The organism is Bacillus sp. CD3-5, assembly GCF_006349665.1.
In the GTDB taxonomy this organism is placed as follows: domain Bacteria; phylum Bacillota; class Bacilli; order Bacillales; family Bacillaceae_G; genus Bacillus_A; species Bacillus_A paranthracis.
Genome location: NZ_VEPX01000004.1, coordinates 249,364 through 273,679, shown reverse-complemented (window position 1 = coordinate 273,679; position 24,316 = coordinate 249,364). Strand labels below are relative to the sequence as shown.

Here is a 24,316-nt window from a genome sequence, read left to right as displayed (position 1 = left end):
TTTATTTTGTTATATTACAATATCGTAAGAGAGATGTAATGAAAATCGATAGGGGAGAAATACAATTTCGTATACACTTTATGTATAGAGAAATGCGAGAGCAGGTGAAGGTATACGATGGATTTTTTAGAAGTATCAAAACGTAGTATAAAACGAAATATGAAAGATTATTTTCTATACTTTATTTCATTAGTAGGCAGCATTATTATTTATTTTACATTCGTATCGATTAAACGAAATGAAAGTGTAGTAGCTCTTTTAAAAGAATCGGATAAGGTGGAAACGACATTTACGTTTGCACAAATATTGTTGATTATCTTTTTAACGATATTTATTTTTTATTGCAATAGCTTCTTTTTACGAAAGAAGAAAAAAGAAATTGCACTATACAGTTTATTAGGTATCCGTAAAGAGGAGATTGCGAAGTTACTCTTTTATGAAACATTATTAGTTGGTGCTGCGGCAAGTGTGTTAGGTATTCTTGCTGGTTTATTTATAGCGAATATGTGCGCAGGGTTTCTCGTAAAGTTAATGGGAAGTGCATTTACTTTTACATTTACGATTTCATTTTTATCTATAGTAGAAGTTCTTATAACGATAGGTGCAATTTTCTTTATTGCATCATGGAAAAGTAAAAAGTTAATTTATGAGCATCGTTTAGTTGAATTACTATATGGTGAAAATCAAAAAGAAGAGGCACCTACGTATGCAAGTAAGAAGGCAAAACGAGCAATTGTTTTATTAATTACAGGTTATATCATTGCGCTACTTACACAAGTTTTTGGATTTGGAGCAATTTTTATTACAGGTCTACTTATTTTTGGTTGTATTGTAAAAGGTACGTTTTTACTATTTGAGCAATATACAGTGAAATCACTCCATAAAATAAAGGAAGATAAAACGAAATATTGGAATGGAACGAACATTTTATCCATTTCTTCATTGTTCTTCAGAATAAAAGGAAACGTAAAGATGCTCGCGCTATTATCTTTATTAAGTGCGGTAACATTATGTACCATTGGAATTAGTTCTAGTATGTATTATGGAGCGCAGAAGACAGCGGCATTAATGAATCCAGTTAGTTATGAGTATGTAACGACTGGAAAGGAATTAGATAAGAAAGTTAGAGAAGAAATTCAAAAACATGAGCTAGCAATTAAAAATGAAACATCTGTAGCTATGCTCTCTATGCAAGGAAAGATAGATGGAGAACAAATATTAACTGGGTACTTAATAGGTAATGGTAATGTGCAAATGATAAAAGTGACAGATTATAATAAAGTAGCTTCTATGTTAGGTAAGAAACAAGTTATTCTCGGTTCTGAAAAGGAAGTTATTTTATTAGATCCGTATAAGTCGTATAACATCGAAAGCAATTCACTTGAAGGAAATAATGTATCCTTTGAAGGGATGAAGGATGATATTACAATCGTTGACCATCGAGAGGAAACAGTTGTGAGTGCGAAACTTGCACCAGTTGGACTTGTTGTTCAAGATTCATTATTTAATAAGTTGCAGCAAGGACATGCTGTTTCTACAGTTAGAGGATTTATCGTCGAAGGAAATGGTAATGCAGAGGTAACGAAAAATTTAGCGAATATCCTTTCCAAAGAAGCGAAATTCCAATCATTTGAAGAGGCCAGCCAATCTGAATTGCAAGATGGTGCAGTATTATTATTTGCTAGTGTATTTTTAGGGATTGTCTTTATTCTTGCAACAGGTTGTATTTTATACTTTAAACAAATAACAGAAGCGATGGCAGAGCGTCCAGCGTACGGAATGTTAAAGAAAATTGGACTAACGAAAAAGGAAGCAACAGAGTCTGTAAGAAAGCAAGTAGGTGCAATATTTTTAGTACCATTACTTCTTGCGATTTGTCATACATTCTTTGCATTTTTAAGTTTGATGGGCTTTACAGGAATGTTTGAATATAGTCTTCCTTTATTAGGAAGTATAGGTGTGTATATCATCATTTACTTTGGTTACTATATGTTAACGGTCCGTTCGTACACAAATACAGTATGTAGCGATAGAAAATAAAAAAGAAGCAAGCATGAAATCCATGCTTGCTTCTTTTTATTTTGTAGAAACTTCACCTTCAGCTTCTGCTTGGGGAATATAGTAACCGATTATACCACCGATAATTGCTGGAATAATCCAGCCAATTCCTAAGTTGTAAAAAGGAATGGTGTGTACGATATTAGCGATAAAGTTTGGTATCATTTCCACATTATCAAGTGCGTGAATACAGCTAATAATGAATGCTGCGATCATTGCTCCGATGTAGACAGAAGGTTTGCGTTTCGTATATTTATCTATAAATGATACGAAAATTAAAATAATCGTAATTGGATATAAAATAATTAATACAGGTAAAGTAATTTTGATTAATAAACTTAAACCTAAGTTTGAAATCACGAAGCTAAAGATACAAACGTATAGTACGAGCTTTTTGTAAGAAACGTTCGTTAATACTGTTGCAAAATAGTTGGCGAATGCACTTACAACGCCGATTGCTGTCGTTAAACAAGCGAAGATGATTGCGATACTTAATAAAACATTACCGCTTGTCCCAAAGAATTGGTACATAACAGTAGCTAATAGTTGACCACCGTTCTCGAATTGACCTAAGTTGCCGTTTGAAGCACCGATATAACCGAGTAAGAAATAAACAATTGTTAAAAATAGAGCTGCAATGCTTCCGCAAATAATTGTATATTTCGCAATTGATTTCTTCTCTTGTATACCGTTTTGGCGAATTGCATTTACAACAATCGTTGATAATACAAGTGCTCCAATTGCATCTAACGTTAAAAATCCTTCAAGAAATCCTTTGAAAAATGGGATTTCTTTATAGTCACCAATAGGTTCTGCAAACGTTCCTGGTGAAAGAATCGCTTTTGTTGCCATAATTGCAATAATTCCAAGTAAAATTGGTGTTAATATTTTTCCGATATGATCTACTAATTTTGATGGATTTAATGATAAGAAGTAGACGACTGTAAAGAAAATTGCACTAAAGATTAACATAGAGTACCATTGGTCCGGGAAAAGTGGTGCAATCCCAATTTCGTAAGATACAGATCCAGTTCGTGGAATAACAAATAGTGGGCCGATTGAAAGATAAATAATGATAGCGAATATTGCTGCAAATTTTGGATGAACACGGCTTGCTAAAGTGTTAAAACTACCACCGGCAAGAGCAACAGCGACGATAGCTAGTAAAGATAAACCGACGTCTGTAATAATAAATCCTGTAATGGAGACCCACATATTTTCTCCGGAAGAAAGACCGAGAAGGGGCGGGAAAATCATATTACCAGCACCGAAGAAAACTGCGAATAGTAATAAACTAATCGAAAGTATTTGCGCTGGCTTTAAAGTTGTACGCATATAAAGAAAATCCTCCTAATGAGTATTTTTGTCGAAAATTCAAACAATTTGTCGAGTAACTGTTACTATTTTAAAGGTCTGATGACTAGAAAGCAATAGGGAATTTTGAAAAAATTAAAAAATAATGCATTAAATCGAATAAATATACTATTTATATCTTCAATAGGAAGGATTTAACTTTGAACGTAAAAAAACACATATCGCTAGGATATGTGTTTTAAAAAAATATTTTTTTATCACGTTCTTCTTTTAAAATTTCAACTGCTTCTCGGAAACGTTGTGAATGGACAATTTCACGTTCACGTAAGAAGCGTAGACTATCATTTATATCTGGATCATCGGATAAATTAATGAGCCATTGATATGTTGCTCGTGCTTTTTCTTCGGCTGCAATATCCTCGTATAGATCGGCAATTGGATCACCTTTAGCTTGTATATAGGTTGCAGTAAATGGAACACCAGCAGCGTTATGGTAGTGAAGTGCACTATCATGATCAGCGTAATGAGGGTCAAGACCAGCAGCTTTCATTTGTTCAGGAGTCGCATCTTTCGTCAGCTTATAAACCATCGTAGCAATCATTTCAAGATGCGCAAATTCTTCTGTACCAATATCGGTAAGGAGGCCAATGACTTTATCAGGAATTGTATAACGCTGATTTAAGTAACGGAGTGCAGCAGCTAATTCTCCATCTGCACCGCCATATTGCTCAATTAATAATTTTGCAAGTGCTGGATTGCAAGTTCCCACTTTAACGGGGTATTGTAATTTCTTTTCATAAATCCACATAGTTTCTCTCCTTTATATTTGCCATGGCCAAGGACCTTTGCTCCATTCCCAAGGGGCATTCGAATAACTGTTTCCAAACTGTTGGAGTGGTCCGTATTTTTCTTCCATCTTTTGTTTTAATACTCTCCGTTTATAGGAAAAGTCATTAAATTGATTAATTGCAGCGGTGTCATCTGGATGTGTATCTAAATAAAGAGTGAGTTCAACTAGTACAAAGTCTAGTTCTTGAAGCTCCAGTAAAAGTTGATAGTATTCTTCTGGTAGCGATTGATTCACGTCAGTAGTCACCGCCCTTTTTTATAAGGATTTTCATAATAGTCATAAAAAACAGGCCATAAAGTTCCTTTTTGGAGTGCTTCTTTTGGCGTGAATTGCGGTAAGTTTGGCGGTTGAAAGCCTAAAAATAAATTAGGAGGAGTAGAATAATATTTTTTTCCGATAGGAGGACAAGGATCGAGAGGACTATGATAGGGCACAAATAATCTCATATATTTATTCACGAATAAACCTCCTTACATGTTCATTACTACGTATTGTATTCAGACATAATGAGCATTTATGACACATATAAAAAAGTAATAGGTACGGGGGGAATGAATGTGGAGACTGTGAAACAATTCATTGTATTGGAAGTGAAAAACTTAAAGGAAACGTTGTATTTTTACGAAGGGATTTTAGGAATCAAACCTAGTTTAGAAAGACCGCAATTAGATACAACAGGAGTTTGGTATGATTCTGACTCAAAGAGAATTAGTTTTGTCATGAATCGCGTGTTAGGTGGACGGGAAAAAACTGTTACAGATTCATGTGAGGTTTTAACGTTTACGATTTCTAACATAGAGAAATTGAAAAAGAAGCTAGCGTTTTATGAGATTTTATATACAGAAAATGAATATGCGAAGAGTATTGTAGTACAAGACCCAGATGGATATAAACTTGAAGTGATAGAGAAGAATGAATAGATGGAGGGGATTTGGTGGAGAGAAATTATGAAGAAAGTGCGTTGTTTGAGCATCAATTTTGGCTAAAGGTACTTACTGATCATGCGCAGTTTTTACTTGATGCATTAGCTCCGAAGGAAAAAGAAGATATAAAAAAAGCTATTTATTTTGTTGAAACATTTACGAATCTGTTAAATAAAGTTCATAATGTGAATCTCGTGGCATTTTCCAAAGAGGCGGAACAAGCAGCTAAGGAAATACGAATGTTTAAATTAAATATTATACAGAAACAGTTGGAAGGAAAAATTACCATTCATTTTACGCCAACTTTTATCAATCATATGGTAAATGAAGTTGAGGAGTATATAACGGTTTTAGAGTTTTTAAAGAAAGGGGAAGTACCGCCTGTTTTTCATGAATTACATTATCATCTCGTTTGGCTAACGGATGCGGCTGGTCATGCGGGCTCTATTTCTGGTGGGCTAGATCTTGTTGAAAAAAGATTAAAAAAGAAAAGTGAAGAATTCGAGAAGCACTTTGAACAATTTTATTTGAAGGCAGTTGAAATGACGGGGTATTTAAGAACAGAGCTTCATCATTTTCCTGCATTAAAAAAGTTTACAAAAGATGTTTCACTTGAACTAAAATTATTTTCACATTTTTTACATGAAGTGGAAGAGCTCGAGTTATCGAATGAAGTATTAAGTGCATTATCAGCGAGAATGGCAGATCATATGGCAAGAGAGGAATGTTATTATTTATTAAAATTAGCTCAATCATCTGGACTTGAAATGCCGAAATGTAATCCGCTTTAAAGAAAAAGAGGTCAATTTTATTTGGCCTCTTTTTCTGTTTTATTGTCTCTTTTTATTTTTGCTTGTTCAATACTTGCCTGTAATGTCTCCATAATATTGATGATGTTTGGAGCAGGAGAGATGGTTTCCATTCTTTCCTGTTCTTCAATTTTATTTTCTATTAATTCGGTAAGAGCTTCTTTATATTCATCTGTATATAACTCTTGCTCGAAAGGGTTTGTAAGATGGTGGATTAAATTAATTGCTGCGGTGAGTTCTTGTTTTTGAATCGGATAATTTTCGTTACTTGGTAAGTTAGGTATATTTGTTATATCGCGAATTTCATTAGGATAGTGAATAGTTTGCAACATAAGCCCATCTTCAAAGTTACGGATAATAGCTAAATGTTGTTTTTTTCTAATGGAAATATGGATTAGACCAAGTTTATTCGTACGTTCAAGAGCTTCTTTTAATAATAAATACGATTTTTCATGTCCTGGGGTAGGGCCTATAAAATAAGAACGATCATAAAGAACAGAATCGATTTCGTTATTTTGGACAAAAGATATAATCCGAATGGATCGTGGTTCGTGAGCTTTTTGCAACGCAGATAATTCTTTTTCATCCATAATAATGTACTTATGAGGTGCGTATTCATAGGCTTTTACAATATCTTTATCATCGACTTCTTCATCTGTACAATCGGGAGCGAATTTTTTATATTTAATAGGTGTTAAGCATTCTTTATGGAGGCTTAAAAATTTTATATCGTTTTCATCTACGGCGCTATATAGTTTAATTCCTATATTTAATAGTCCAAGTGAAAGTGCACCTTTCCAGACGGTATGCAAATGAAACATCTCCTTTCGTTCAAAAATGGTTATGTATATTATGAGATAGTAGGAAATTTCCTATACGTGTATTTGTTTTTTACGGAAGGGATTGGAATATAAAAGATATTGACAAGCCCTCTGAAATATTTTAATGTGAGTGTATAAAATTGTGTATAAAGGGGAGTAACTTATTACAATAAAGTCGTCATTACAGGGAGAAACCCTCGGCTTTATTGGCAACGTTTCGTTGTTAGTGAGACCTTTACCAGCAATGGTAAAGGCCCCTTATTGTCTTTTTTAGGACCCTTACCATATTTGGTAGGGGCCTTTTTGTATACAAAGAGAGGAGAAATAAAAATGAAAAAACTGATTAGTAGATTAAGAGTTGTATTTCATGTTCGCCGATTTGTTCCATTCCTATTTGACTTTTTTACTTCAAAAGAGGTTTCAATAAAGAAGAAAATCTTATCCATTGCTTTTTTAGTTGGTTATGTAGCGATGCCGCTCGATTTAATTCCAGACTTCTTACCGTTCATCGGTATTTTAGATGATATTGGGATTGTGTTATTTATTTTGAACCGAATTGTAAAAATGGCGCCAGTTCAATTACAAGAAAAGCATAATGTAAACGTAGGATAGGAGTTAAAATATGGAGCAAATTATTTTAGATATAATTGAGTTTTTAAAGCAGTTTTCTTATTTTGGAGTTGTATTGGCTTTAACGTTTGAATTTATTCCAGCAGAAGTCGTTTTGCCTATGGTTGGATATTGGGTGTACGAGGGGGATATGAATTTTTGGCTAGCTGTATTAGCTGGAACACTTGGCGGAACGACAGGACCGTTAACGTTATACGCACTCGGTTATTACGGTGGTCGTCCTCTATTAATAAAGTACGGGAAATACTTCTTTATTAAAGAAGAACAAATTCAAAAAGCAGATGATTTCTTTGAGAAATATGGACCAGTTGTAGCATTTGTTGGACGCTTTGTACCGGGAGTTCGAACACTTATTTCTGTTCCATGTGGTATGGCAAAAATGAATATATGGAAATTTAGTATTTATACATTTGTAGCAATGTTCCCGTTAACAACTTTATATGTCTATTTTGGAATGAAATTAGGTCCGCATTGGGCAAAAGCGGCGGATGTTGTTGGACAATATATGCTACCGATATTACTAGTCGTAGTTATTGTTGTAGGTGGTATATTCATCTATAAATTTATGAAAAAAAGAAATAAAACTGAATCTATCTAGTCATATGAATATTTTTTGAAAATAGATGAATAGTACAGGCAAAAGACTCTGGGGGACATACACATATAGGGAATAACAAAGAGAGAGGGGAAAGGCTATGGCTTGTGAATGCTCAAGTACAGTATTAACATGCTGCTCAGATAATAGCAGTAACTTCGTCCAAGATAAAGTATGTAACCCGTGGTCTAGTGCTGAAGCTAGTACATTTACAGTTTACGCAAACAATGTGAATCAGAATATTGTTGGTACAGGATATTTAACTTATGATGTTGGTCCTGGCGTAAGTCCTGCGAACCAAATTACAGTAACGGTTTTAGACTCAGGTGGAGGGACAATCCAAACATTCCTAGTAAATGAAGGGACTAGCATTTCATTTACGTTTCGCCGCTTTAACATCATCCAAATTACAACTCCAGCAACGCCGATAGGTACGTATCAAGGGGAATTTTGTATTACAACTAGATATTTAATGGCATAGAGAGGGGAATTAGTATGGGGAATTGTAGTACAAATCTTTCATGTTGTGCAAATGGACAAAAAACAATTGTCCAAGATAAGGTGTGTATTGATTGGACAGCAGCTGCAACTGCAGCAATCATTTATGCTGATAATATTTCGCAAGATATTTATGCTTCAGGATATTTGAAAGTGGATACTGGAACAGGTCCTGTTACAATTGTATTTTATAGTGGAGGAGTAACGGGGACTGCAGTGGAAACAATTGTAGTTGCCACTGGAAGTAGCGCATCTTTTACAGTTCGCCGATTTGATACGGTTACAATTCTTGGAACAGCGGCTGCTGAAACAGGAGAATTTTGTATGACTATTCGCTACACTTTGTCTTAATATATAGTGATTTAAAGATTACTAAAAAACGTGCAAACGATTCATAAGTTTGCACGTTTTTTAGTAGACTTTTGATTAGATTCAAAAGCAATAGTTTTTTTGTTATAGGCAATCTCGCTTTGATTTACAATAAGTTAATTGGAAGCAGTAACGCCCCTCGATATAAATAGAAGGATCTGATGGAATATCGATAACTGAAACGGATTGTAAATCAAAGCCTGTATATGAAATAGTGTTTCCAGGTAAAACTGTAAAAGTGTTTGTGGTAGAACTTATTATTTGGATAGATAGTGCATTGGTACTATTTCTATTGTTGTATATAGAGATAGTTCCAGATAATGAAATAATTCCATCTTTTTTCCAAATGTTTACTGTGGTGTTGGTTTGTTTTAGTTGTTTTTGAGAAATTGGAATAAAATCATTTGAGATAAGAATATCTCCAGCGAACTCATTGGTAACTAATTCGGCATCGCCTCTTTCAGGTGGGGAAATAGGAGGAGGACAGGGGCAAGTAGGTTGACAAATGATAGATAAAGGAGCAAAACAGCCGATATTTTTATGAGGTTTCAATGGGTTCCCTCCTTTTCATAAGATTGTTTACTATTATTAAATGTAACAGCATGGCCGATGTGTTAAGAATAGATAAAAAAAATAAAATCGTGATAGTTTCATAGGCCCATACCTCTTCACAGTTTTTATAGGAAAAAGTTAGTTAACTATTAGACAAAAGTGCTTGTTTTATGTAAATGTGGCATTTAATATAAAATTGACTGTATATTTACAAAATTTAAACAAAATAAATTTTTAGTTTAAATTAAGTTAATATATGTTCGATACAATAACCAATGTAATTAATTTATTATATGAGGGGGATTCATGTGGAAAGAACAGCTTTACGCAAAGTAAAAGGTCTTATTGGATTATTAATGGTTTTTGTATTAGCATTTGTATCATTTCCGTGGGGTACATCAGTTAAAGCGGAAGAGAAGAAGCAAGAAAAGGCACCGAGTGAGAAGAAGATCGTTTTCCCGGTTGTAAGTGATGTACATATTAAGAATAGTGGAACAGATGATACGTTTCGCTGGAAACGAGCAATCGAGCAACTGAATACACTTGCACCTAAACAAGATGCGTTTGTAATTGTGGGAGATTTTACTGATTCAGGATCACTGCAACAATATGATCGTTTCATGCAAGTGTATAATGAAAATGCAAATAAAGATGCTGTGCGAATGAATTCTCTTGGTAACCATGATTATTGGAACGGTTTATCTGTAGAGGGCGCACAGAAGCGTTTCTTAGAAAAAACAGGAATGGAATCGATTTACTATCATAAAGTGGTGAAAGGGTATCATTTCCTTGTTATGTCTCCAGAAGATGGGACAACTCATGGATATTATTCAGATAAGCAAATTAATTGGTTAAAAGAAGAAATGGCAAAGGCACAAAAAGATGATCCAGAAAAACCAATTTTCGTATTTTTACACCAGCATATTAAAGATACAGTATACGGTAGCCAAGAGTGGGGAACAAAAGATAGCGCGAAAATTAACGAGGTGTTAAAAGAATATCCACAAGTTATTACGTTTTCAGGTCATTCACATTATCCGTTAGATGACCCGAGATCGATTCATCAAAAAGACTTTACATCAGTTGGTACATCTTCAGTAAGTTATATGGAAGTTGAAGGTGGTAAAGTACAAGGGACGATCCCGCCAGGAGCTAGTACATTAAGCCAAGGCTTATTAGTAGAAGTAGACGATAAAGAAGTAACGATCAATCGCCGTGATTTCCATACAAATTCTTGGACAGGCGAGCCTTGGAAAATTAAATTACCAGCAAAGAAAGACACATTTACACATGTAGAAGATCGTGATAAAGAAAAACCTTACTTTGCAAAGGATGCAAAGCTTGCTGTATCAAATGTAACAGAAAATGCGGCAACGGTAACATTCCAGCAAGCGTTGGACAACCTTCTTGTTCATTCTTATCGTGTACAAGCTAGAGATAAGCAAACAGGAGAAATTAAAAACAAGCTGTTAGCATTCTCAGAGTTTTATCGTGATCCAGTGCCGAAAGATCTTACATTTACACTTGCAGGGTTAGATGGCGGGAAAACATATACACTTGAAGTAGTTGCAATTGATTCGTTTGGTAATGAAAGTGCGCAGCCTTTAACGGCAGAAATTACTACGAAAAAAGATGATATTGATCCGAATGTAAAAGTGCCAAAGGCTGATGTTTTCGATGTGAATTTTGCAGATGGTACATTTAAAGACAATTCACCATTTGGTACAAAAGGTGATGTGAAGGGCAATGTGACTATTGAATATGATAAAGCATTGAAAAAGAATGTGATGAAGCTAAACGGAAAAGCAAATACATTTGGATACCTTCCGTTTTCAGCAGCACAAAAAGAAAAAGTAGCAAATACGTTCACGCTAGAAACTGTATTTTCAATGAATGAAATTCGCGGACAAGGTATTTTGCAAAATACAGAGAGTGGCGGAATTGGTTTTGAATCTACAGGAAGTGGATATGTTGAATTATGGGCTCACATTGGCGGCAGTTATAAACGCGTTGGCGTTCAATTAGAAGCAAACAAAACATATCACTTAACAGGAACGTATAACGGAAGTGAAGTAGCTATTTATGTCGATGGTAAAAAAGTAAATAGCCAACCAGCTACAGGGAAAGTGTATCATCCAAATGTACCATTTGCACTTGGAGCGGATCCTGATAGCAATGGAAATGGTGGCATTCCGTTAAATGGACAAATCGCGCTTGCGAAATTATATAGTAAAGCGTTAAGTTCTTCAGAAGTATTAGCGGCGTACAATGAGTTTTCTAACCGTACGAAATTAGAGCAAGTAAATGCGTTATTTGAAGGGCTTGGAAAAGTGAAAGAAGTGTTAGCTGGTACGTATGAGTTTGGTGATAAGCCAGGTCAATATTCAAAGGAAGCATTTCAAGAATTAGAGAAAAGCTATAATCATGCAAAACAAGTGTTTGAAAATGTAGCGAGTACGGGAGAACAAATTGTTCAAGCGTATAATGAATTAAAAACTGCAAATCAAACATTTATACAATCTAAAGTAGTAGAACAACCGAAAACACCGAAAGAAAAATTACAAATCAATATTGAATCTGCAAAAGCAGTAGTGAAAAAAGCGCAAGATGTAAATGTAACGGACGGTTCAGTGAAAGCACTGAGTCAAAAAATTACAGTGGCCGAAGCTGTAGTGAAAGATGTAAAAGTAAAAGATGCACAGGTAGAAACGATCAATCGTACGTTAGAGTATACGATTTCACTCGTTGAAAAAAGCATAAACAAATAAGAATGAAGAAAAGAAGCTTATCATGATAGGCTTCTTTTTTGTTATACTAAAAATAGCATAGAAAGAGGGAGCGAATAATTTGGAAGAGAAAAAGCTAAAAAGAATTCTTGAATATGTATGGATCGCGGTTGTGCTCCTTGTAGGATATTATTTCTTAAAAGAAAAAAGCATATGGGTTCTATTTTTAATGACGTTTTTATTAGCGGGTTTAGGCACGTTATTTATTAACTTCTTCTTTGATAGTTTAAATGCATGGAAGAAGAAAAAGAAGGGAACGAAGTAAAGGAGGGAACATATGCAAAAGTGGAAGCTCATATATCAGGTGATTATTTTCCTATTACTTGTAGGTATTGGAATTGTGAAATACGCAACGCCAATAGGAAATTGGGCATCATTTACAGCTTGCATCGGCATATTTTTCATTTTACAATCGTTAACGAAAAAATATAATAGTACAGAAAAATAGCTCGCCGCTAAAACGGCGAGCTATTTTGTTATGCTTTTTTCTTTTCATCATTCGTTTTTTCGGTAGCTAAGTGACTATGCTTTCTAGAGTAGAAGAAATAGAAGCATAAGCCGACTATAAGCCAAACGGCAAAGCTAATCCATGTTGTTTTAGACAAATTGATCATTAAATATAAACAGCAAAGAATCGCGACAACTGGTAGTACAGGTACGAAAGGTGTACGGAATCCGCGTTTTAAGTCAGGGTGTGTTTTTCGTAAAATAAGTACTGCACAGCAAACGAATGTAAAGGCTGTTAATGTACCGATGTTTACTAAATTCGCTAATACGTGCAGATCTAAAAGTCCTGCTAATAAAGCGGCAACAACACCAGTAATCCACGTATTTAATAAAGGGATTTTCACTCTTTTATTTACACGTGCTAACGCTTTTGGAAGTAAACCGTCACGGCTCATCGCATACGAAACGCGAACTTGTCCATACATAACGACTAAGAGAACGGTTGTCATTCCAGTCATCGCTCCAACAGCGAGTAGTCCTGCAATTGTATCTTCGCCAACGAAATGTAAGGCAAACGCAACTGGATCAGAAACATCTAATTGTGTATAAGGAACCATACCTGTTAAAACGAAAGATACGATCATATATAAAACAGTGCAAATAAGAAGAGAGCCAATAATGCCGATTGGTAAATCACGCTGTGGTTTTTTCGTTTCTTCCGCAGCGGTTGCGATTGCATCAAATCCTAAGAAGGCGAAGAATACAGTAGCAGCCCCAGTAATAATACCGTCATATCCGAATGGGATGAACGGTGTCCAATTTTCAGGTTTTACATATTTTGCACCTGCTACGATAAAGGCGATAATAACGGCTAACTTAATAAGAACCATAATATTATTAATGCGTGCGCTTTCACGTATACCAAAACTTAAAAGGCCAGTAATGATGAGTAAAATACAAACAGCTGGTAAATCAATGAGACCACCTTTTCCTACGCCAGGGGCCGAGGCGATTATGGCGGGAAGATGGACGTTAAATCCTTGTAGTAAAGATTGTAAATAACCAGACCAACCGACAGCTACTGCTGCAACGGCAAGTAAATATTCGAGCATTAAACACCATCCGACGATGAAGGCGACGACTTCTCCGACTGTCATGTATGCGTAAGTATACACACTTCCTGAGACAGGAATAGAAGAAGCAAATTCAGCATAACAAAAGGCTACACAAGCACAAGTAAATGCAGCAATAAGAAATGATAGCATAATACCAGGACCAGAATGTTTCGCTGCAACAATACCTGTTAATACAAATATCCCTGTCCCAATTACGGCGCCAATTCCTAAAAACGTTAAATCAAGTGCGGTTAATGTTCTTTGTAGTTGCCGTGGTGATTCAGTACTAAGCGCTTTTTTTCGTAATAATGACTTCACTTTGGACTCTCCCCCCGTTTTTCATTTCCATAACCGCGAGTGTAGTATGAGCCCACTAGAAAAGAGTATGTAAGTAAATGGAGGTACAGTTATGGTATATAGTTTTTGGAATTGCTGGGTTCATTTTATTATAATTCAGAATATTTTGTCAAATGAAAATGTGACAAATAAAATGCGAATGAATAGGGGAAACTACTTGCAGGAATGGACGGGGATTACCAATCTATTCGGATGGAGAAAACCCGCTGATTAAAGTTAAAGTAGGAGAAGATGCTATGCTATTTTATTTTGAACTTGTCGTCATTTTACTTTGTACGAAATTAGCTGGTGATATTAGTGTGAGACTCGGCCAGCCTTCTGTACTTGGGAAATTAATTGTTGGTATTATTATCGGTCCAGCTGTACTCGGTATTATTAATAGTTCTGAACTTATTGATGAATTGAGTGAGATTGGTGTTTTACTACTTATGTTTATGGCGGGACTTGAAACAGATTTAGAAGAGTTAAATCGGAATTTGAAATCATCATTTGCAGTAGCGGCTGGTGGAATTATTTTTCCTTTCATCGGTGGTTATGTAACAGGATTGCTGTTTGGATTAATACAATCTCATGCCATTTTTTTAGGGTTATTACTTTGCGCAACGTCAGTTAGTATTACAGTGCAAACGCTAAGAGATTTAGGAAAAATGAATACGAGAGAAAGTACAACGATTTTAGGTGCTGCTGTATTTGATGATGTCATCGTCGTTATTTTATTAGCGTTTGTTATGAGCTTTTTAGGAACGCAAGATGTGAATATAACACTTGTTATCGTAAAGAAAATTATCTTCTTTGTTAGCATTGTTTTTATTGCATGGAAAGTTGTTCCTTGGATTATGAAAATGCTCGTGCCGCTTCGTGTAACAGAAGCGTTAATTAGCGCGGCTCTTATTATTTGCTTCTCTTTTTCTTATTACAGTGAAATGATGGGAATTGCAGGCATTATTGGAGCATTTGCAGCCGGAATTGCCATTTCTCAAACAGAGTATAAGCACGAAGTAGAACATAAAATTGAACCGATTGCGTATGCGATATTTGTGCCAGTGTTCTTCGTAAGTATCGGAATGGAAATTACATTTCAAGGTATCGGAAGCCAGCTTTGGTTCATTATCATTATGACGCTCATTGCGATTTTCACAAAGTTAATTGGATCAGGTTTAGGAGCAAGACTAACAGGATTCAACCTTCAATCTTCTATTAGTATTGGTGCGGGAATGGTATCGCGTGGTGAAGTAGCACTTATTATTGCTGCAAATGGACTGGCGGCGAATTTACTAGCGAAAGAAAATTTCACAGCGATTGTTATTGTTGTTATATTGACAACGATTATTACCCCGCCGCTTTTGAAGAAGTATTTTGTATAGAGAGGAAGGGCTTATCTGAAGTAGATAAGCTCTTTTTTTATAGTAAAAAGCAATAGTCATTAGCTTGAATAGGTTGTAATTATGGTAAAATCTATGTATGTAATATGACGAGGAGAGGGAAGGTTATCGGTATAATCATACTTATTGCAGTATGTACACCGTTTACTGCATGGAAAGAATCAAAAGCGAAAGATTTTCCGGTTTCTATTTTTTCTTCCTATGTAGAAGATGAAAACCCGAAAGACTATAAGTAGACTGCTTTTGTACCTGACTGTGCAGTTTGGATACATGGATGGGGAAAATACCGATTTGAAGGTGAAATAACGCTATATAAAAAAGGGATGGAACTGTAATTGTTCACCATCCACCTGGTAATGATGGTTTTTATCTATATGGTGTAAATGAGAGTAGAGAATATACGCAACCGTAAGAAGTGGAGGTTAAATAGTGAAAGCTTCAACATTACTATTTAAAATTGAAAGTAATATGGATCAATTTTCACCAGCTGAAAAGAAGGTTGCCATGTACATAACGGAGAATGCAGAGATTGTTCCGAACTTAACGACGAAAGAAGTGTCAACGAATGCAGGCGCAAGTGAGGCGAGTGTCGTTCGCTTTTGTAAATCGATTGGGATTGGGAGCTTTAAAGCATTTAAAATCGCGCTCGTTCGTGAATTAACGATTGCTGATTATAATATTAACGATTTTTCAGTGATGAATACGGAAGATGGACCGTATGACTTGTTTAATAAAGTTACATATGTGAATAAAGCTGCAATTGAGGCGAGCGTTACGGCGATAGATAAGAAGGAGCTTGAGAAAGCAGCAGATCGTATTGTAAATGCGGATAAAATTATATTTTACGGAGTAGGCGGATCAGCTACTCCAGCGATGGACGGGGCTTATAAATTTACACGGCTCGGATTTACGGCAATGATGCTGTCTGATTTTCATATGATGTTGCCGCTTGTGACGAATTTAAAAGAAGGCGATATATTTGTGGCGATTTCAACATCTGGTCGTACGAAAGATGTACTTGAAATGGCGCAATATGCGAAGAGACAGGGTGCAACAGTTATTGCGATTACGAAGCTTGATCAATCATCACCGTTATATAAAGAGGCGGATATTCGTCTTTGTATGCCAGATGTAGAACAAGATCATCGTATTGCAAGTATTGCTTCAAGAATGACGCAATTGAACATGATAGATGCTCTATATGTGATTACCTTTAATCGCATTGGTAATAAAGTGCTAGATCAATTTATGGAAACAAGAGAAGAAGCTTTGCGATTACGGAAGCTGAAATGAGAAGATGGGGAAACCCATCTTTTTTGCATACGGACGGACATAAATTCGTCATGAAAAGAAATTAAATTTCATAAAATAATAAAGTAATATTGATTTTAAATTTCTTGAAGTTATAATGAAAGTATGAAATTAAATTTCAAAGTAGGTGGGAATATGTTAGAAAATTTATCGACAGAACATCGTAATGAGAAGACGATGAATTTAGATGAGATGAGCATAAAAGAAGTTCTGCAAAGTATGAATGAAGAAGATCGAACTGTTGCATTAGCAGTTGAAAATGAAATAGAGCAGATTGAAAAAGTTGTGCAGACTGTTATTAAATCTTTCGAAGAAGAGGGCCGATTAATTTACATTGGGGCTGGTACGAGTGGCCGTTTAGGTATTTTGGACGCAGTGGAATGTCCGCCGACATTTGGCACAGACGATAAAATGGTGCAAGGATTTATAGCAGGTGGGTTGAAAGCGTTTACTAAAGCGGTAGAAGGTGCAGAAGATCGCGAAGAATTAGCAGAAGAAGATTTAAAAAGTACTGGATTAAATGAGAAAGATACAGTGATTGGAATTGCAGCAAGTGGTCGAACTCCTTATGTTATTGGTGGCTTGAAGTACGCGAATAGCGTAGGAGCGAGTACAGCTAGTATCTCCTGTAATAAAAATGCTGAAATAAGTAAATATGCAAAACTAAACGTGGAAGTAGAAACAGGCGCAGAAATTTTAACAGGATCAACGCGTTTGAAAGCTGGTACAGCGCAAAAACTAGTGCTCAATATGATTTCAACAGCATCTATGATTGGTGTAGGGAAAGTATATAAAAACTTAATGGTAGATGTTCAATCTACAAATGAAAAGTTAATAGAACGATCAAAACGAATTATTGTGGAAGCAACAGGTGTTAGTTATGAAGTAGCAGCGGAGTATTATGAAAAAGCAGAACGTAATGTGAAAGCTGCGATTGTTATGGTGTTATTGCAGTGTGAGTATGGGGAAGCACTGGAGAAACTAAAAGAAGCGAAAGGGTTTGTGAAGAAGGCACTATAAAATAATAGGGAGGGGGATTCTATTATGAAGAAAGAAGAGAGAATGGCCAGAGAAATTTCAGAGCAACTTGGGGGAGTAAAAAATATTCGTGGCATTGCTCATTGTATGACGAGACTACGATTAACGCTTCATGATGAAAGTAAAGTAAACATGGACCTTTTAAAAAAGGTTGAAGGGGTTATGGGCGTTATTGAAGATGAGACGCTTCAAGTTGTCGTTGGTCCGGGAACGGTAAATAAAGTAGCAGCAGAGATGGAAGGTTTAACGGGACTGCGAATTGGTGAGGTGGCAGATCATCACCTTGAAGATCTTGGGCAAGAGATGAAGTCAGAGATGAAGAAGAAAAATAATACACCAGTGAAAAACTTTTTAAGAAAAATAGGAAGTATTTTCATTCCGTTAATTCCGGGTCTTGTTGCGTCAGGTATTATAAATGGGGTTGCTAACTTTGCGAAAAACGCAGGTGCTGATCCGAATGCAACATGGCTACAAATGTTACTACTTATTGGCGGCGGTATCTTTACATTCTTAGGCATTTTAGTCGGTTGGAATACAGCGAAAGAGTTTGGCGGGACTCCAGTTCTTGGGGCAATTGCTGGTATTTTAATTTTCAATCCAGCGATGGCGAACGTAAAGTTATTTGGTGAAGCGCTCGTACCCGGACGGGGCGGATTGTTTGCAGTTATTTTTGCAGCGTGGCTTATGGTTGTAGTGGAAAGACAAGTTCGAAAAGCTGTACCAAATGCAGTTGATATTATCATAACGCCACTTATTACTGTGTTAGTCGTAAGTATCGTAACGATGTTAGCAATTCAGCCGGTAGCAGGTTTCTTATCTGAAGGAATTACGAGCGGAATTAATGGTATTTTAAGTATTGGTGGCGCGTTTGCGGGAGCAGTACTTGCAGGAACATTTTTACCGCTCGTTATGGTCGGATTACATCACGGTTTAACACCGATTCATATGGAGTTTATTAATCAAACGCACGTAACACCTTTATTACCAGTACTCGCAATGGCTGGAGCTGGTCAAGTAGGTGCAGCCATTGCGATTTTTGTAAAAACAAAAAATAAACGACTTCGTAACGTAATTAAAGGGGCATTACCAGTTGGATTTTTAGGAATTGGCGAACCGTTATTATATGGGGTTACATTACCACTTGGAAAACCGTTTCTTACAGCTTGTTTAGGAGCAGCAGTTGGCGGTGCATTCCAAGCAGTTATGAAAACAGCTGCACTCGGAATCGGTGTATCTGGATTATCATTAATTCCGTTAATTGCTGATAATAAATATTTATTATATTTCCTTGGATTAGTAGTGGCATATACGTTCGGATTCATCTTTACGTACTTCTTCGGATTTAAAGAAGAAATGGCAGAAAACATATAGAGAAAGGGATTCCTTTCTCTTTTTTTATTCATAGAAAGGGAGATTCATATGCTAGGAGTATCAATTTATCTTTCAAAAGAGCGAGTAAAGAAACAAGAAGAATGGCTAAAAGTAGCGAAGAAAAACGGATTTTTATCTATTTTTACATCACTTCATATACCAGAAGATGATCCAAATACGTATAAAGAGTTAATTCAAATACTTGGGAAACAGGCTCTTGAAAATGAAATGGAATTAATGGTTGATGTTTCTCAAAAATCGCTACACCATTTAGGAATGACGTACGAAAATGTGGAAGAGTTAGTAGAGTGGGGAATTACTGGTTTACGAATGGACTATGGCATCACGCCAAAAGAAATCGCACGCGTATCTCACAAGATGAAAGTAGCTTTAAATGCGAGTACGATTACAGATTCATTTTGGAAAGAGTTAATTACTGAAAAGATACGGGTCGAGAATGTAGAAGCGTGGCATAATTTTTACCCGCGCCCAGAAACAGGACTAGCAAAGTCCTTTTTACAAAAACAAAACGAATATTTACATGCGTGCGGAATAAAAACGATGGCATTTATTCCAGGGGATGGGGAGAAACGGGGCCCGTTATATGAAGGATTACCAACGTTAGAAAAGCACCGCAATATGCGCCCGCTTGAAGCGTATTTAGAACTTGTACAAGATTGTGGTGTCGATAAGGTGTTAATCGGGGATATAAGCGGAAGTCTAGAAAGTGTACAAGAGATAGCGAGTGCGAGTAGAGGGATTATTCCGCTGCGGTACAAATCGTTTATAACTGATAAAGAAGTATTAAAAATAGTGGAACAAGTGCATACAAATAGACTAGATCCAGCTCGTGATGTTATTCGCTCAGTAGAATCGCGAGAAGAACATAAAGTGATTTTACAGCCGATTCATACCATTTCAAGAAAGAAAGGTAGCATTACAATTGATAATGAATTGTACGGTAGATATGCTGGAGAGATGCAAGTTGCTATACATGATTTGCCTGTAGATGAGAAAGTGAACGTTGTTGGCATGGTTGTAGAAGAGGATATTTCTTTATTGCCGTATGTTGGCGCTGGAAAAATGTTTCAACTTTTTTGTGCGATAGAGTAAAAGCTTGAATTAACGCTACTTTGTAGGAAAACATTATCCGTAAAAGGGATAATGTTTTTTGTTTTCTTTAAAAAAGTATTTGACGAATGAAATGAAATACCGTATTGTTTTGACTTGTAAATAAAAGTTCACCATAACAAAACAAAAAGGAGAGAAAAAAATGAATCAATATATTGGGAATTTAATTATTCGTATCGTGTTAGGAGTAACGTTCTTTGCACATGGTTTAGCGAAGTTTCAATCAGGTATCGATAACGTAGCAGGCTGGTTTACAAGCATTGGCTTACCGGGTGGTCTAGCGTATGGCGTAGCAACAGTTGAATTAGTTGGTGGTATATTATTAATTATCGGTTTAGGCGTACGATATGTAGGATTGTTATTTGCACTAATTTTAGCTGGAGCTATCGTAAAGGTAAATGGAGCAGCAGGTTTATTAGGAGATGGAAAGAATCCAGGATATGAATTAGACCTTGCATTATTATCAATGGGTGCGTATTTATTCGTTGTAAAAGCAGAAGGATATGTAGATCGTTTCTTAAAAGAGAAAGTAATGAAAACGAAGTAGATTTTATTTATAAATTGTTGACTTGAATCATTATTGTAACTATAATAATTACAACGTATAGATTAAGAATAAAATAATTTAAATATTTTTTCGCACGAGTTGTAACGAAGTTGGTTACACCTTGTGCGAAAAATAAATAAAACGGGAGGAAGTAACATGTCTAAATCAAATTTAGAAATAATTCGAAGTACATATGAAGGATCAGCTTCTTCGAATGCAAAACATTTAGCGGAAGCCCTCTCTGAAAAAGTAGAATGGACAGAGGCAGAAGGATTCCCATACGGGGGAACTTATATAGGTGTAGAAACAATAATGGAAAATGTATTTAGCCGATTAGGATCAGAATGGGATGATTATAAAGCAAGTGTAAATACATATCATGAAGTAAGCGGAAAAGATGTAATTATTGCTGAAGGTATGTATTCAGGAGTTTATAAAGAAACGGGAAAATCATTTGAAGCAGAATTTGTTCATGTATGGCAACTTGAGAACGGAAAAATTGTGAAGTTTAAGCAATATGTAGATAGTCATCTTGTTAGAGAAGCGATGAAGAGTTAATGCTTTTTAAATGGGGCGTAGGTATATGCATTACAATTATAATAATTTTCTCGTCTATAGTTGGCGGAAAGAAATTGCTTGCATATGTGGAAAAAGAAAATAAAAATATTCAAACCCAGCAAGTGGCAAACGAAAAAGAGAAGAAAGTTGCAGAAGAATCTCCGCAAGTTAGTGAAGGTGAAATTATTTCTACTATGCACAAAATGGTACACCAAAAGGTAAAATCCTCTGAAAAATGGGGATTTGTAGAAATGACAAACAAGGAAATTTCTAATGTGAAAAGAGATATTGAAAATAGCACAGGTTTTCAATATAAAATGAAGTTATTTTCTATTATAAATAGATGGGAAAAAGGAGATTTTTCTCAAACTGTTGAGGAGCATAACTTTTTATGGAGCCTTCAAGGTGGAGATACTGGCAAGGCGACGGAACGTTTATCGCCAGAAGAGGAAAAGCAGTATATAAAAGAAATGAAGAGAAAATAAAAACATCGCCAACCCAGATGACGATGTTTTTTCATTAAGAATGTTTTCGCATTAAAGGTCTAACAGGCTGAACGGCAACTGTTTTGAAATGAGAAAATAAATAACATCCTGTCACAACGATCATTGTCCCTACAATTTGAATCCACGTTAATTCTTCTCCGAGGAAAAGGAATGCTAAAATAGCTGTGAAAATGGGATTGAAGTTTAGAAAAATGCCGGATGTAGTTGCTCCTAATTTTTGTACGCCAATATTCCAAAATACCATGCAAAGAACTGTGGAAATAAGCCCTGTATATAAAAGTGAAGTTATGAAAGAAGTATTTATATTTGTAACAGTGAAGCTACCTATGTTAAATGGCAGTAATAAAATAACGCCGAAAATACCAGAGTATAGCGTCGCCATAAGTGGTGTCGTTGTCTTTGTTGCCCATTTACTACAAACAGAATAGATTCCCCAAATACAAACAGCCGCAATCATCCATAAATCGCCACTATTAAAGTGTAATGAAAATAAAAGTGAAAAATCACCTTTTAATAGGACAAGAATAACCCCAAAGAATGAAAGAATCATGGATAGAATTTGAAGTGTGTTTACTTTTTCTTTTAGAAATAATACTGAAAATAGTGCAATTGAAATCGCATTTAATGTAGAAATAAGCCCTACATTCGTTGCGGATGTTTTTTCTAGTGCTAAAAATTGAAAGATGTTAAAAAGAGCGACCCCTGAAATCCCCATTAGTAGTAACGGAAGTATTGCAGCACGAGGTGGAATGATTTTCTTTTCTTTAAACCATACCATTGGTAATAAACAAACGATCGCAATTATCCATCTTAAACTTGTAAGTGTCATTGGAGATGCGTGATCAACAAGTGATTTTCCAACGACAAAGTTTCCTCCCCATAATAAGCTCGTTAGTAATAGTAAAAAGACATAAAAATAAGGCATATTAAAATCCCCTTTGTTGTAATCAATGTGAATTGTAAATAATTTTAACATTTTTCTTTATTGTGTAATATATTCTTTTGTATAATGGATAAAAATCGATAAAATGTTTTGTTGTAGAAGCTATTTAAAGAAAGATATTCAATTTTATATAAGTTATAAGGTGTTTTTTCGAATAATCATCGGTAAGAAATAAGGGGGAATTATAATGGAGTCGTCTGTTATTAAAGTGTTGGATGATTTAGATGTACAAATTTTAGATATATTACAGAAGGAGTCACAAGTAAGTAATGCAGAGCTTGCGCGACGTGTTAATTTATCACCAGCTGCAATGCATGCAAGAATTAAACGGTTAGATGGAGAAGGATTCATTGATAAGCAAGTAGCCATTTTAAACCAAGAAAAGCTTGGTTTTGATTTGTTATGCTTCATTTTTATGAGTACGAATATTCATCAATCGGATAAACTTGAAGTGTTGGAAAAAGAATTAGAAGCGATGCCGGAAGTGTTAGAATGTCACTGTTTAACAGGGGAGTATGATTATTTATTAAAGGTTGCAAATCGTGATCGTAAAGAACTAGAGCAGTTTATTAGAAAGCTAAATAAGCTTGGTATTACAAGGATACAGACGAGTTTAGCACTTCGTGAAATTAAATATTCGACGGTATTACCGATACGAAATGAGGAACCGAGCATCGATTAGATTGCTTGGTTTTTTGTTTGTATAAAGTGATTGACGAGAAGAAAAGAGAGATGTATTATTATATAAAATTGTGTATTAAAATTCATTTTGAGTTATAAATATTAATATCGGGGGCAAGGGGATAGCGTATGAAAATCTGTAATGCGGTTACGAGTGATGTGAAAGAAATTTATAGTCTCATTGAAGTTTATGCAAAAGAGGGGGTAGTTTTACCGCGTTCTCTTTTGTCTCTCTATCAATATTTACAATGTTTATATGTTATGAAAGAAGAGGGGAAAATCGTTGGAGTTGCTGGTTTACATGTATTAGGGGAGGACCTTGCAGAAGTACGATCGTTAGTCGTTTCGCATACATATGCAGGGAAAGGTATCGGACGTATGTTAGTAAACCATGTAATAAATGAGGCAGCGAAAATAAAAGTGAGCAGAGTTATTTCTTTAACATATGAAACGGAATTTTTTCAAAAGTGCGGGTTTGATTTTGTGAATAGAGAGGCGTTACCAGAGAAGGTATGGATTGATTGTAGACATTGTCCAAAGGTAGATTATTGTGATGAAGTAGCGATGATTCGGTACGTTGGATGAAGCAAAAGAAATAAGAGCAGCTAGCAAAAGCTAACTGCTCTATTTAAGGGATCTCTCCAAGGGGGAGTGGAGAAAATATTATGTTACTAGCAGTATTGACAGATTATTAGGAAATATACAAATCAGATGAAAGAAATTT

General features: G+C 35.5%; 28 protein-coding genes and 1 pseudogene. 21 read left to right on the top strand and 8 right to left on the bottom strand.

Features of this window, described 5'->3' with window-relative positions; genetic code table 11:
- Positions 1-117: 117 nt before the first annotated feature.
- Positions 118-2,040: an FtsX-like permease family protein gene (locus tag FH036_RS10920; protein ID WP_139895748.1), complete on the top strand. Its 1,923-nt coding sequence runs from the start codon at positions 118-120 to the stop codon at positions 2,038-2,040.
- Positions 2,041-2,076: 36 nt separating this feature from the next.
- On the opposite strand, the gene brnQ2 is transcribed toward FH036_RS10920, so the two are convergent.
- From brnQ2 to FH036_RS10900, 4 genes are all read right to left on the bottom strand, one after another.
- Complete coding sequence (gene brnQ2 / locus FH036_RS10915) at positions 2,077-3,393, bottom strand: branched-chain amino acid transport system II carrier protein BrnQ2 (RefSeq protein ID WP_139895747.1); 1,317 nt, start codon at positions 3,391-3,393, stop codon at positions 2,077-2,079.
- Between the two features lie 217 nt (positions 3,394-3,610).
- The gene (cotJC, locus tag FH036_RS10910; RefSeq protein WP_000265273.1) at positions 3,611-4,180 is read right to left on the bottom strand and encodes a spore coat protein CotJC; all 570 of its coding nucleotides are present in this window, start codon (positions 4,178-4,180) and stop codon (positions 3,611-3,613) included.
- A gap of 12 nt (positions 4,181-4,192) precedes the next feature.
- On the bottom strand, positions 4,193-4,456 hold the full coding sequence (locus FH036_RS10905) for a spore coat protein CotJB (protein WP_001076510.1): 264 nt from the start codon (positions 4,454-4,456) through the stop codon (positions 4,193-4,195).
- Between the two features lie 8 nt (positions 4,457-4,464).
- Positions 4,465-4,680: a spore coat associated protein CotJA gene (locus FH036_RS10900; RefSeq protein ID WP_139895746.1), complete on the bottom strand. Its 216-nt coding sequence runs from the start codon at positions 4,678-4,680 to the stop codon at positions 4,465-4,467.
- Between the two features lie 33 nt (positions 4,681-4,713).
- Between FH036_RS10900 and FH036_RS10895 the strand changes: the two genes are divergently transcribed.
- Positions 4,714-5,142 carry a VOC family protein gene (locus FH036_RS10895; RefSeq protein WP_011732532.1) on the top strand — a complete coding sequence of 143 codons (429 nt, stop codon included), beginning with the start codon at positions 4,714-4,716 and terminating at the stop codon, positions 5,140-5,142.
- Between the two features lie 14 nt (positions 5,143-5,156).
- A complete protein-coding gene (locus tag FH036_RS10890) occupies positions 5,157-5,936 on the top strand; it encodes a DUF2935 domain-containing protein (RefSeq protein WP_044791230.1) in 780 nt (259 codons plus the stop codon).
- A 17-nt stretch (positions 5,937-5,953) separates the two neighbouring features.
- On the opposite strand, the gene ku is transcribed toward FH036_RS10890, so the two are convergent.
- Entirely contained in the window at positions 5,954-6,766 is an 813-nt protein-coding gene (gene ku / locus FH036_RS10885; RefSeq protein ID WP_139895745.1) for a non-homologous end joining protein Ku, read from the bottom strand.
- A gap of 339 nt (positions 6,767-7,105) precedes the next feature.
- Between ku and FH036_RS10880 the strand changes: the two genes are divergently transcribed.
- The 4 genes from FH036_RS10880 to FH036_RS10865 all read left to right on the top strand — a co-directional run bounded on the left by FH036_RS10880 (position 7,106) and on the right by FH036_RS10865 (position 8,849).
- The gene (locus FH036_RS10880) at positions 7,106-7,387 is read left to right on the top strand and encodes a YkvA family protein (RefSeq protein ID WP_000733844.1); all 282 of its coding nucleotides are present in this window, start codon (positions 7,106-7,108) and stop codon (positions 7,385-7,387) included.
- 10 nt (positions 7,388-7,397) lie between these two features.
- A complete protein-coding gene (locus FH036_RS10875; protein ID WP_139895744.1) occupies positions 7,398-8,003 on the top strand; it encodes a DedA family protein in 606 nt (201 codons plus the stop codon).
- A gap of 97 nt (positions 8,004-8,100) precedes the next feature.
- Entirely contained in the window at positions 8,101-8,481 is a 381-nt protein-coding gene (locus tag FH036_RS10870) for a DUF3992 domain-containing protein (RefSeq protein ID WP_000742049.1), read from the top strand.
- 14 nt (positions 8,482-8,495) lie between these two features.
- Positions 8,496-8,849 carry a DUF3992 domain-containing protein gene (locus FH036_RS10865; protein ID WP_000526007.1) on the top strand — a complete coding sequence of 118 codons (354 nt, stop codon included), beginning with the start codon at positions 8,496-8,498 and terminating at the stop codon, positions 8,847-8,849.
- A 102-nt stretch (positions 8,850-8,951) separates the two neighbouring features.
- On the opposite strand, the gene FH036_RS10860 is transcribed toward FH036_RS10865, so the two are convergent.
- A complete protein-coding gene (locus FH036_RS10860) occupies positions 8,952-9,419 on the bottom strand; it encodes an S-Ena type endospore appendage (RefSeq protein ID WP_139895743.1) in 468 nt (155 codons plus the stop codon).
- A gap of 308 nt (positions 9,420-9,727) precedes the next feature.
- Here FH036_RS10860 and FH036_RS10855 point away from each other — a divergent pair, with 308 nt between their 5' ends.
- The 3 genes from FH036_RS10855 (at position 9,728) to FH036_RS27095 (ending at position 12,653) form a co-directional block, all read left to right on the top strand.
- On the top strand, positions 9,728-12,187 hold the full coding sequence (locus FH036_RS10855) for a LamG-like jellyroll fold domain-containing protein (protein WP_139895742.1): 2,460 nt from the start codon (positions 9,728-9,730) through the stop codon (positions 12,185-12,187).
- A gap of 79 nt (positions 12,188-12,266) precedes the next feature.
- A complete protein-coding gene (locus FH036_RS10850) occupies positions 12,267-12,470 on the top strand; it encodes a hypothetical protein (RefSeq protein WP_000391504.1) in 204 nt (67 codons plus the stop codon).
- A 12-nt stretch (positions 12,471-12,482) separates the two neighbouring features.
- On the top strand, positions 12,483-12,653 hold the full coding sequence (locus FH036_RS27095) for a hypothetical protein (RefSeq protein WP_001174836.1): 171 nt from the start codon (positions 12,483-12,485) through the stop codon (positions 12,651-12,653).
- A gap of 28 nt (positions 12,654-12,681) precedes the next feature.
- On the opposite strand, the gene bcaP is transcribed toward FH036_RS27095, so the two are convergent.
- Positions 12,682-14,085, bottom strand: coding sequence for a branched-chain amino acid transporter BcaP (gene bcaP / locus FH036_RS10845; RefSeq protein WP_139895741.1), 1,404 nt, complete (start codon positions 14,083-14,085; stop codon positions 12,682-12,684).
- Between the two features lie 275 nt (positions 14,086-14,360).
- Between bcaP and FH036_RS10840 the strand changes: the two genes are divergently transcribed.
- From FH036_RS10840 to FH036_RS10800, 9 genes and pseudogenes are all read left to right on the top strand, one after another.
- Positions 14,361-15,488 carry a cation:proton antiporter gene (locus FH036_RS10840; RefSeq protein ID WP_000899806.1) on the top strand — a complete coding sequence of 376 codons (1,128 nt, stop codon included), beginning with the start codon at positions 14,361-14,363 and terminating at the stop codon, positions 15,486-15,488.
- Positions 15,489-15,592: 104 nt separating this feature from the next.
- Positions 15,593-15,918: pseudogene (locus tag FH036_RS10835) on the top strand (outer surface protein).
- A 17-nt stretch (positions 15,919-15,935) separates the two neighbouring features.
- Positions 15,936-16,799: a MurR/RpiR family transcriptional regulator gene (locus FH036_RS10830; protein ID WP_000648180.1), complete on the top strand. Its 864-nt coding sequence runs from the start codon at positions 15,936-15,938 to the stop codon at positions 16,797-16,799.
- 153 nt (positions 16,800-16,952) lie between these two features.
- A complete protein-coding gene (gene murQ / locus FH036_RS10825; protein ID WP_044791246.1) occupies positions 16,953-17,837 on the top strand; it encodes an N-acetylmuramic acid 6-phosphate etherase in 885 nt (294 codons plus the stop codon).
- Between the two features lie 24 nt (positions 17,838-17,861).
- Positions 17,862-19,226, top strand: coding sequence for a PTS transporter subunit EIIC (locus FH036_RS10820; protein ID WP_139895740.1), 1,365 nt, complete (start codon positions 17,862-17,864; stop codon positions 19,224-19,226).
- A gap of 48 nt (positions 19,227-19,274) precedes the next feature.
- Positions 19,275-20,339 carry a DUF871 domain-containing protein gene (locus tag FH036_RS10815; RefSeq protein ID WP_000901934.1) on the top strand — a complete coding sequence of 355 codons (1,065 nt, stop codon included), beginning with the start codon at positions 19,275-19,277 and terminating at the stop codon, positions 20,337-20,339.
- Between the two features lie 160 nt (positions 20,340-20,499).
- Entirely contained in the window at positions 20,500-20,904 is a 405-nt protein-coding gene (locus FH036_RS10810; protein WP_001077751.1) for a DoxX family protein, read from the top strand.
- Between the two features lie 156 nt (positions 20,905-21,060).
- Entirely contained in the window at positions 21,061-21,462 is a 402-nt protein-coding gene (locus tag FH036_RS10805; protein ID WP_139895739.1) for a nuclear transport factor 2 family protein, read from the top strand.
- Positions 21,462-21,947 carry a PRK06770 family protein gene (locus FH036_RS10800; RefSeq protein WP_000897971.1) on the top strand — a complete coding sequence of 162 codons (486 nt, stop codon included), beginning with the start codon at positions 21,462-21,464 and terminating at the stop codon, positions 21,945-21,947. Before FH036_RS10805 ends, FH036_RS10800 begins: the two co-directional genes overlap by 1 nt.
- 34 nt (positions 21,948-21,981) lie before the next feature.
- Here the strand turns inward: FH036_RS10800 and FH036_RS10795 are convergent, their stop codons facing one another.
- Positions 21,982-22,893 carry a DMT family transporter gene (locus FH036_RS10795; RefSeq protein WP_139895738.1) on the bottom strand — a complete coding sequence of 304 codons (912 nt, stop codon included), beginning with the start codon at positions 22,891-22,893 and terminating at the stop codon, positions 21,982-21,984.
- A gap of 205 nt (positions 22,894-23,098) precedes the next feature.
- Here FH036_RS10795 and FH036_RS10790 point away from each other — a divergent pair, with 205 nt between their 5' ends.
- A complete protein-coding gene (locus tag FH036_RS10790) occupies positions 23,099-23,593 on the top strand; it encodes an Lrp/AsnC family transcriptional regulator (RefSeq protein ID WP_000446106.1) in 495 nt (164 codons plus the stop codon).
- 128 nt (positions 23,594-23,721) lie between these two features.
- Positions 23,722-24,177 (top strand): N-acetyltransferase, encoded by a 456-nt coding sequence (locus FH036_RS10785; protein ID WP_000686674.1) that lies wholly within the window; start codon positions 23,722-23,724, stop codon positions 24,175-24,177.
- Positions 24,178-24,316 lie beyond the last annotated feature (139 nt).

Bases quoted from the DNA above. Each gene is read 5' to 3' on its own strand.
- FH036_RS10805 (WP_139895739.1), top strand. From the start codon at position 21,061: ATGTCTAAATCAAATTTAGAAATAATTCGAAGTACATATGAAGGATCA.
- FH036_RS10875 (WP_139895744.1), top strand. From the start codon at position 7,398: ATGGAGCAAATTATTTTAGATATAATTGAGTTTTTAAAGCAGTTTTCT.
- FH036_RS10920 (WP_139895748.1), top strand. From the start codon at position 118: ATGGATTTTTTAGAAGTATCAAAACGTAGTATAAAACGAAATATGAAA.
- cotJC (WP_000265273.1), bottom strand. From the start codon at position 4,180: ATGTGGATTTATGAAAAGAAATTACAATACCCCGTTAAAGTGGGAACT.
- FH036_RS10800 (WP_000897971.1), top strand. From the start codon at position 21,462: ATGCTTTTTAAATGGGGCGTAGGTATATGCATTACAATTATAATAATT.
- FH036_RS10880 (WP_000733844.1), top strand. From the start codon at position 7,106: ATGAAAAAACTGATTAGTAGATTAAGAGTTGTATTTCATGTTCGCCGA.
- FH036_RS10815 (WP_000901934.1), top strand. From the start codon at position 19,275: ATGCTAGGAGTATCAATTTATCTTTCAAAAGAGCGAGTAAAGAAACAA.
- brnQ2 (WP_139895747.1), bottom strand. From the start codon at position 3,393: ATGCGTACAACTTTAAAGCCAGCGCAAATACTTTCGATTAGTTTATTA.
- FH036_RS10820 (WP_139895740.1), top strand. From the start codon at position 17,862: ATGAAGAAAGAAGAGAGAATGGCCAGAGAAATTTCAGAGCAACTTGGG.
- FH036_RS10870 (WP_000742049.1), top strand. From the start codon at position 8,101: ATGGCTTGTGAATGCTCAAGTACAGTATTAACATGCTGCTCAGATAAT.
- FH036_RS10795 (WP_139895738.1), bottom strand. From the start codon at position 22,893: ATGCCTTATTTTTATGTCTTTTTACTATTACTAACGAGCTTATTATGG.
- FH036_RS10790 (WP_000446106.1), top strand. From the start codon at position 23,099: ATGGAGTCGTCTGTTATTAAAGTGTTGGATGATTTAGATGTACAAATT.
- FH036_RS10810 (WP_001077751.1), top strand. From the start codon at position 20,500: ATGAATCAATATATTGGGAATTTAATTATTCGTATCGTGTTAGGAGTA.
- murQ (WP_044791246.1), top strand. From the start codon at position 16,953: ATGTTAGAAAATTTATCGACAGAACATCGTAATGAGAAGACGATGAAT.
- FH036_RS10865 (WP_000526007.1), top strand. From the start codon at position 8,496: ATGGGGAATTGTAGTACAAATCTTTCATGTTGTGCAAATGGACAAAAA.
- FH036_RS10840 (WP_000899806.1), top strand. From the start codon at position 14,361: ATGCTATTTTATTTTGAACTTGTCGTCATTTTACTTTGTACGAAATTA.
- FH036_RS10785 (WP_000686674.1), top strand. From the start codon at position 23,722: ATGAAAATCTGTAATGCGGTTACGAGTGATGTGAAAGAAATTTATAGT.
- FH036_RS27095 (WP_001174836.1), top strand. From the start codon at position 12,483: ATGCAAAAGTGGAAGCTCATATATCAGGTGATTATTTTCCTATTACTT.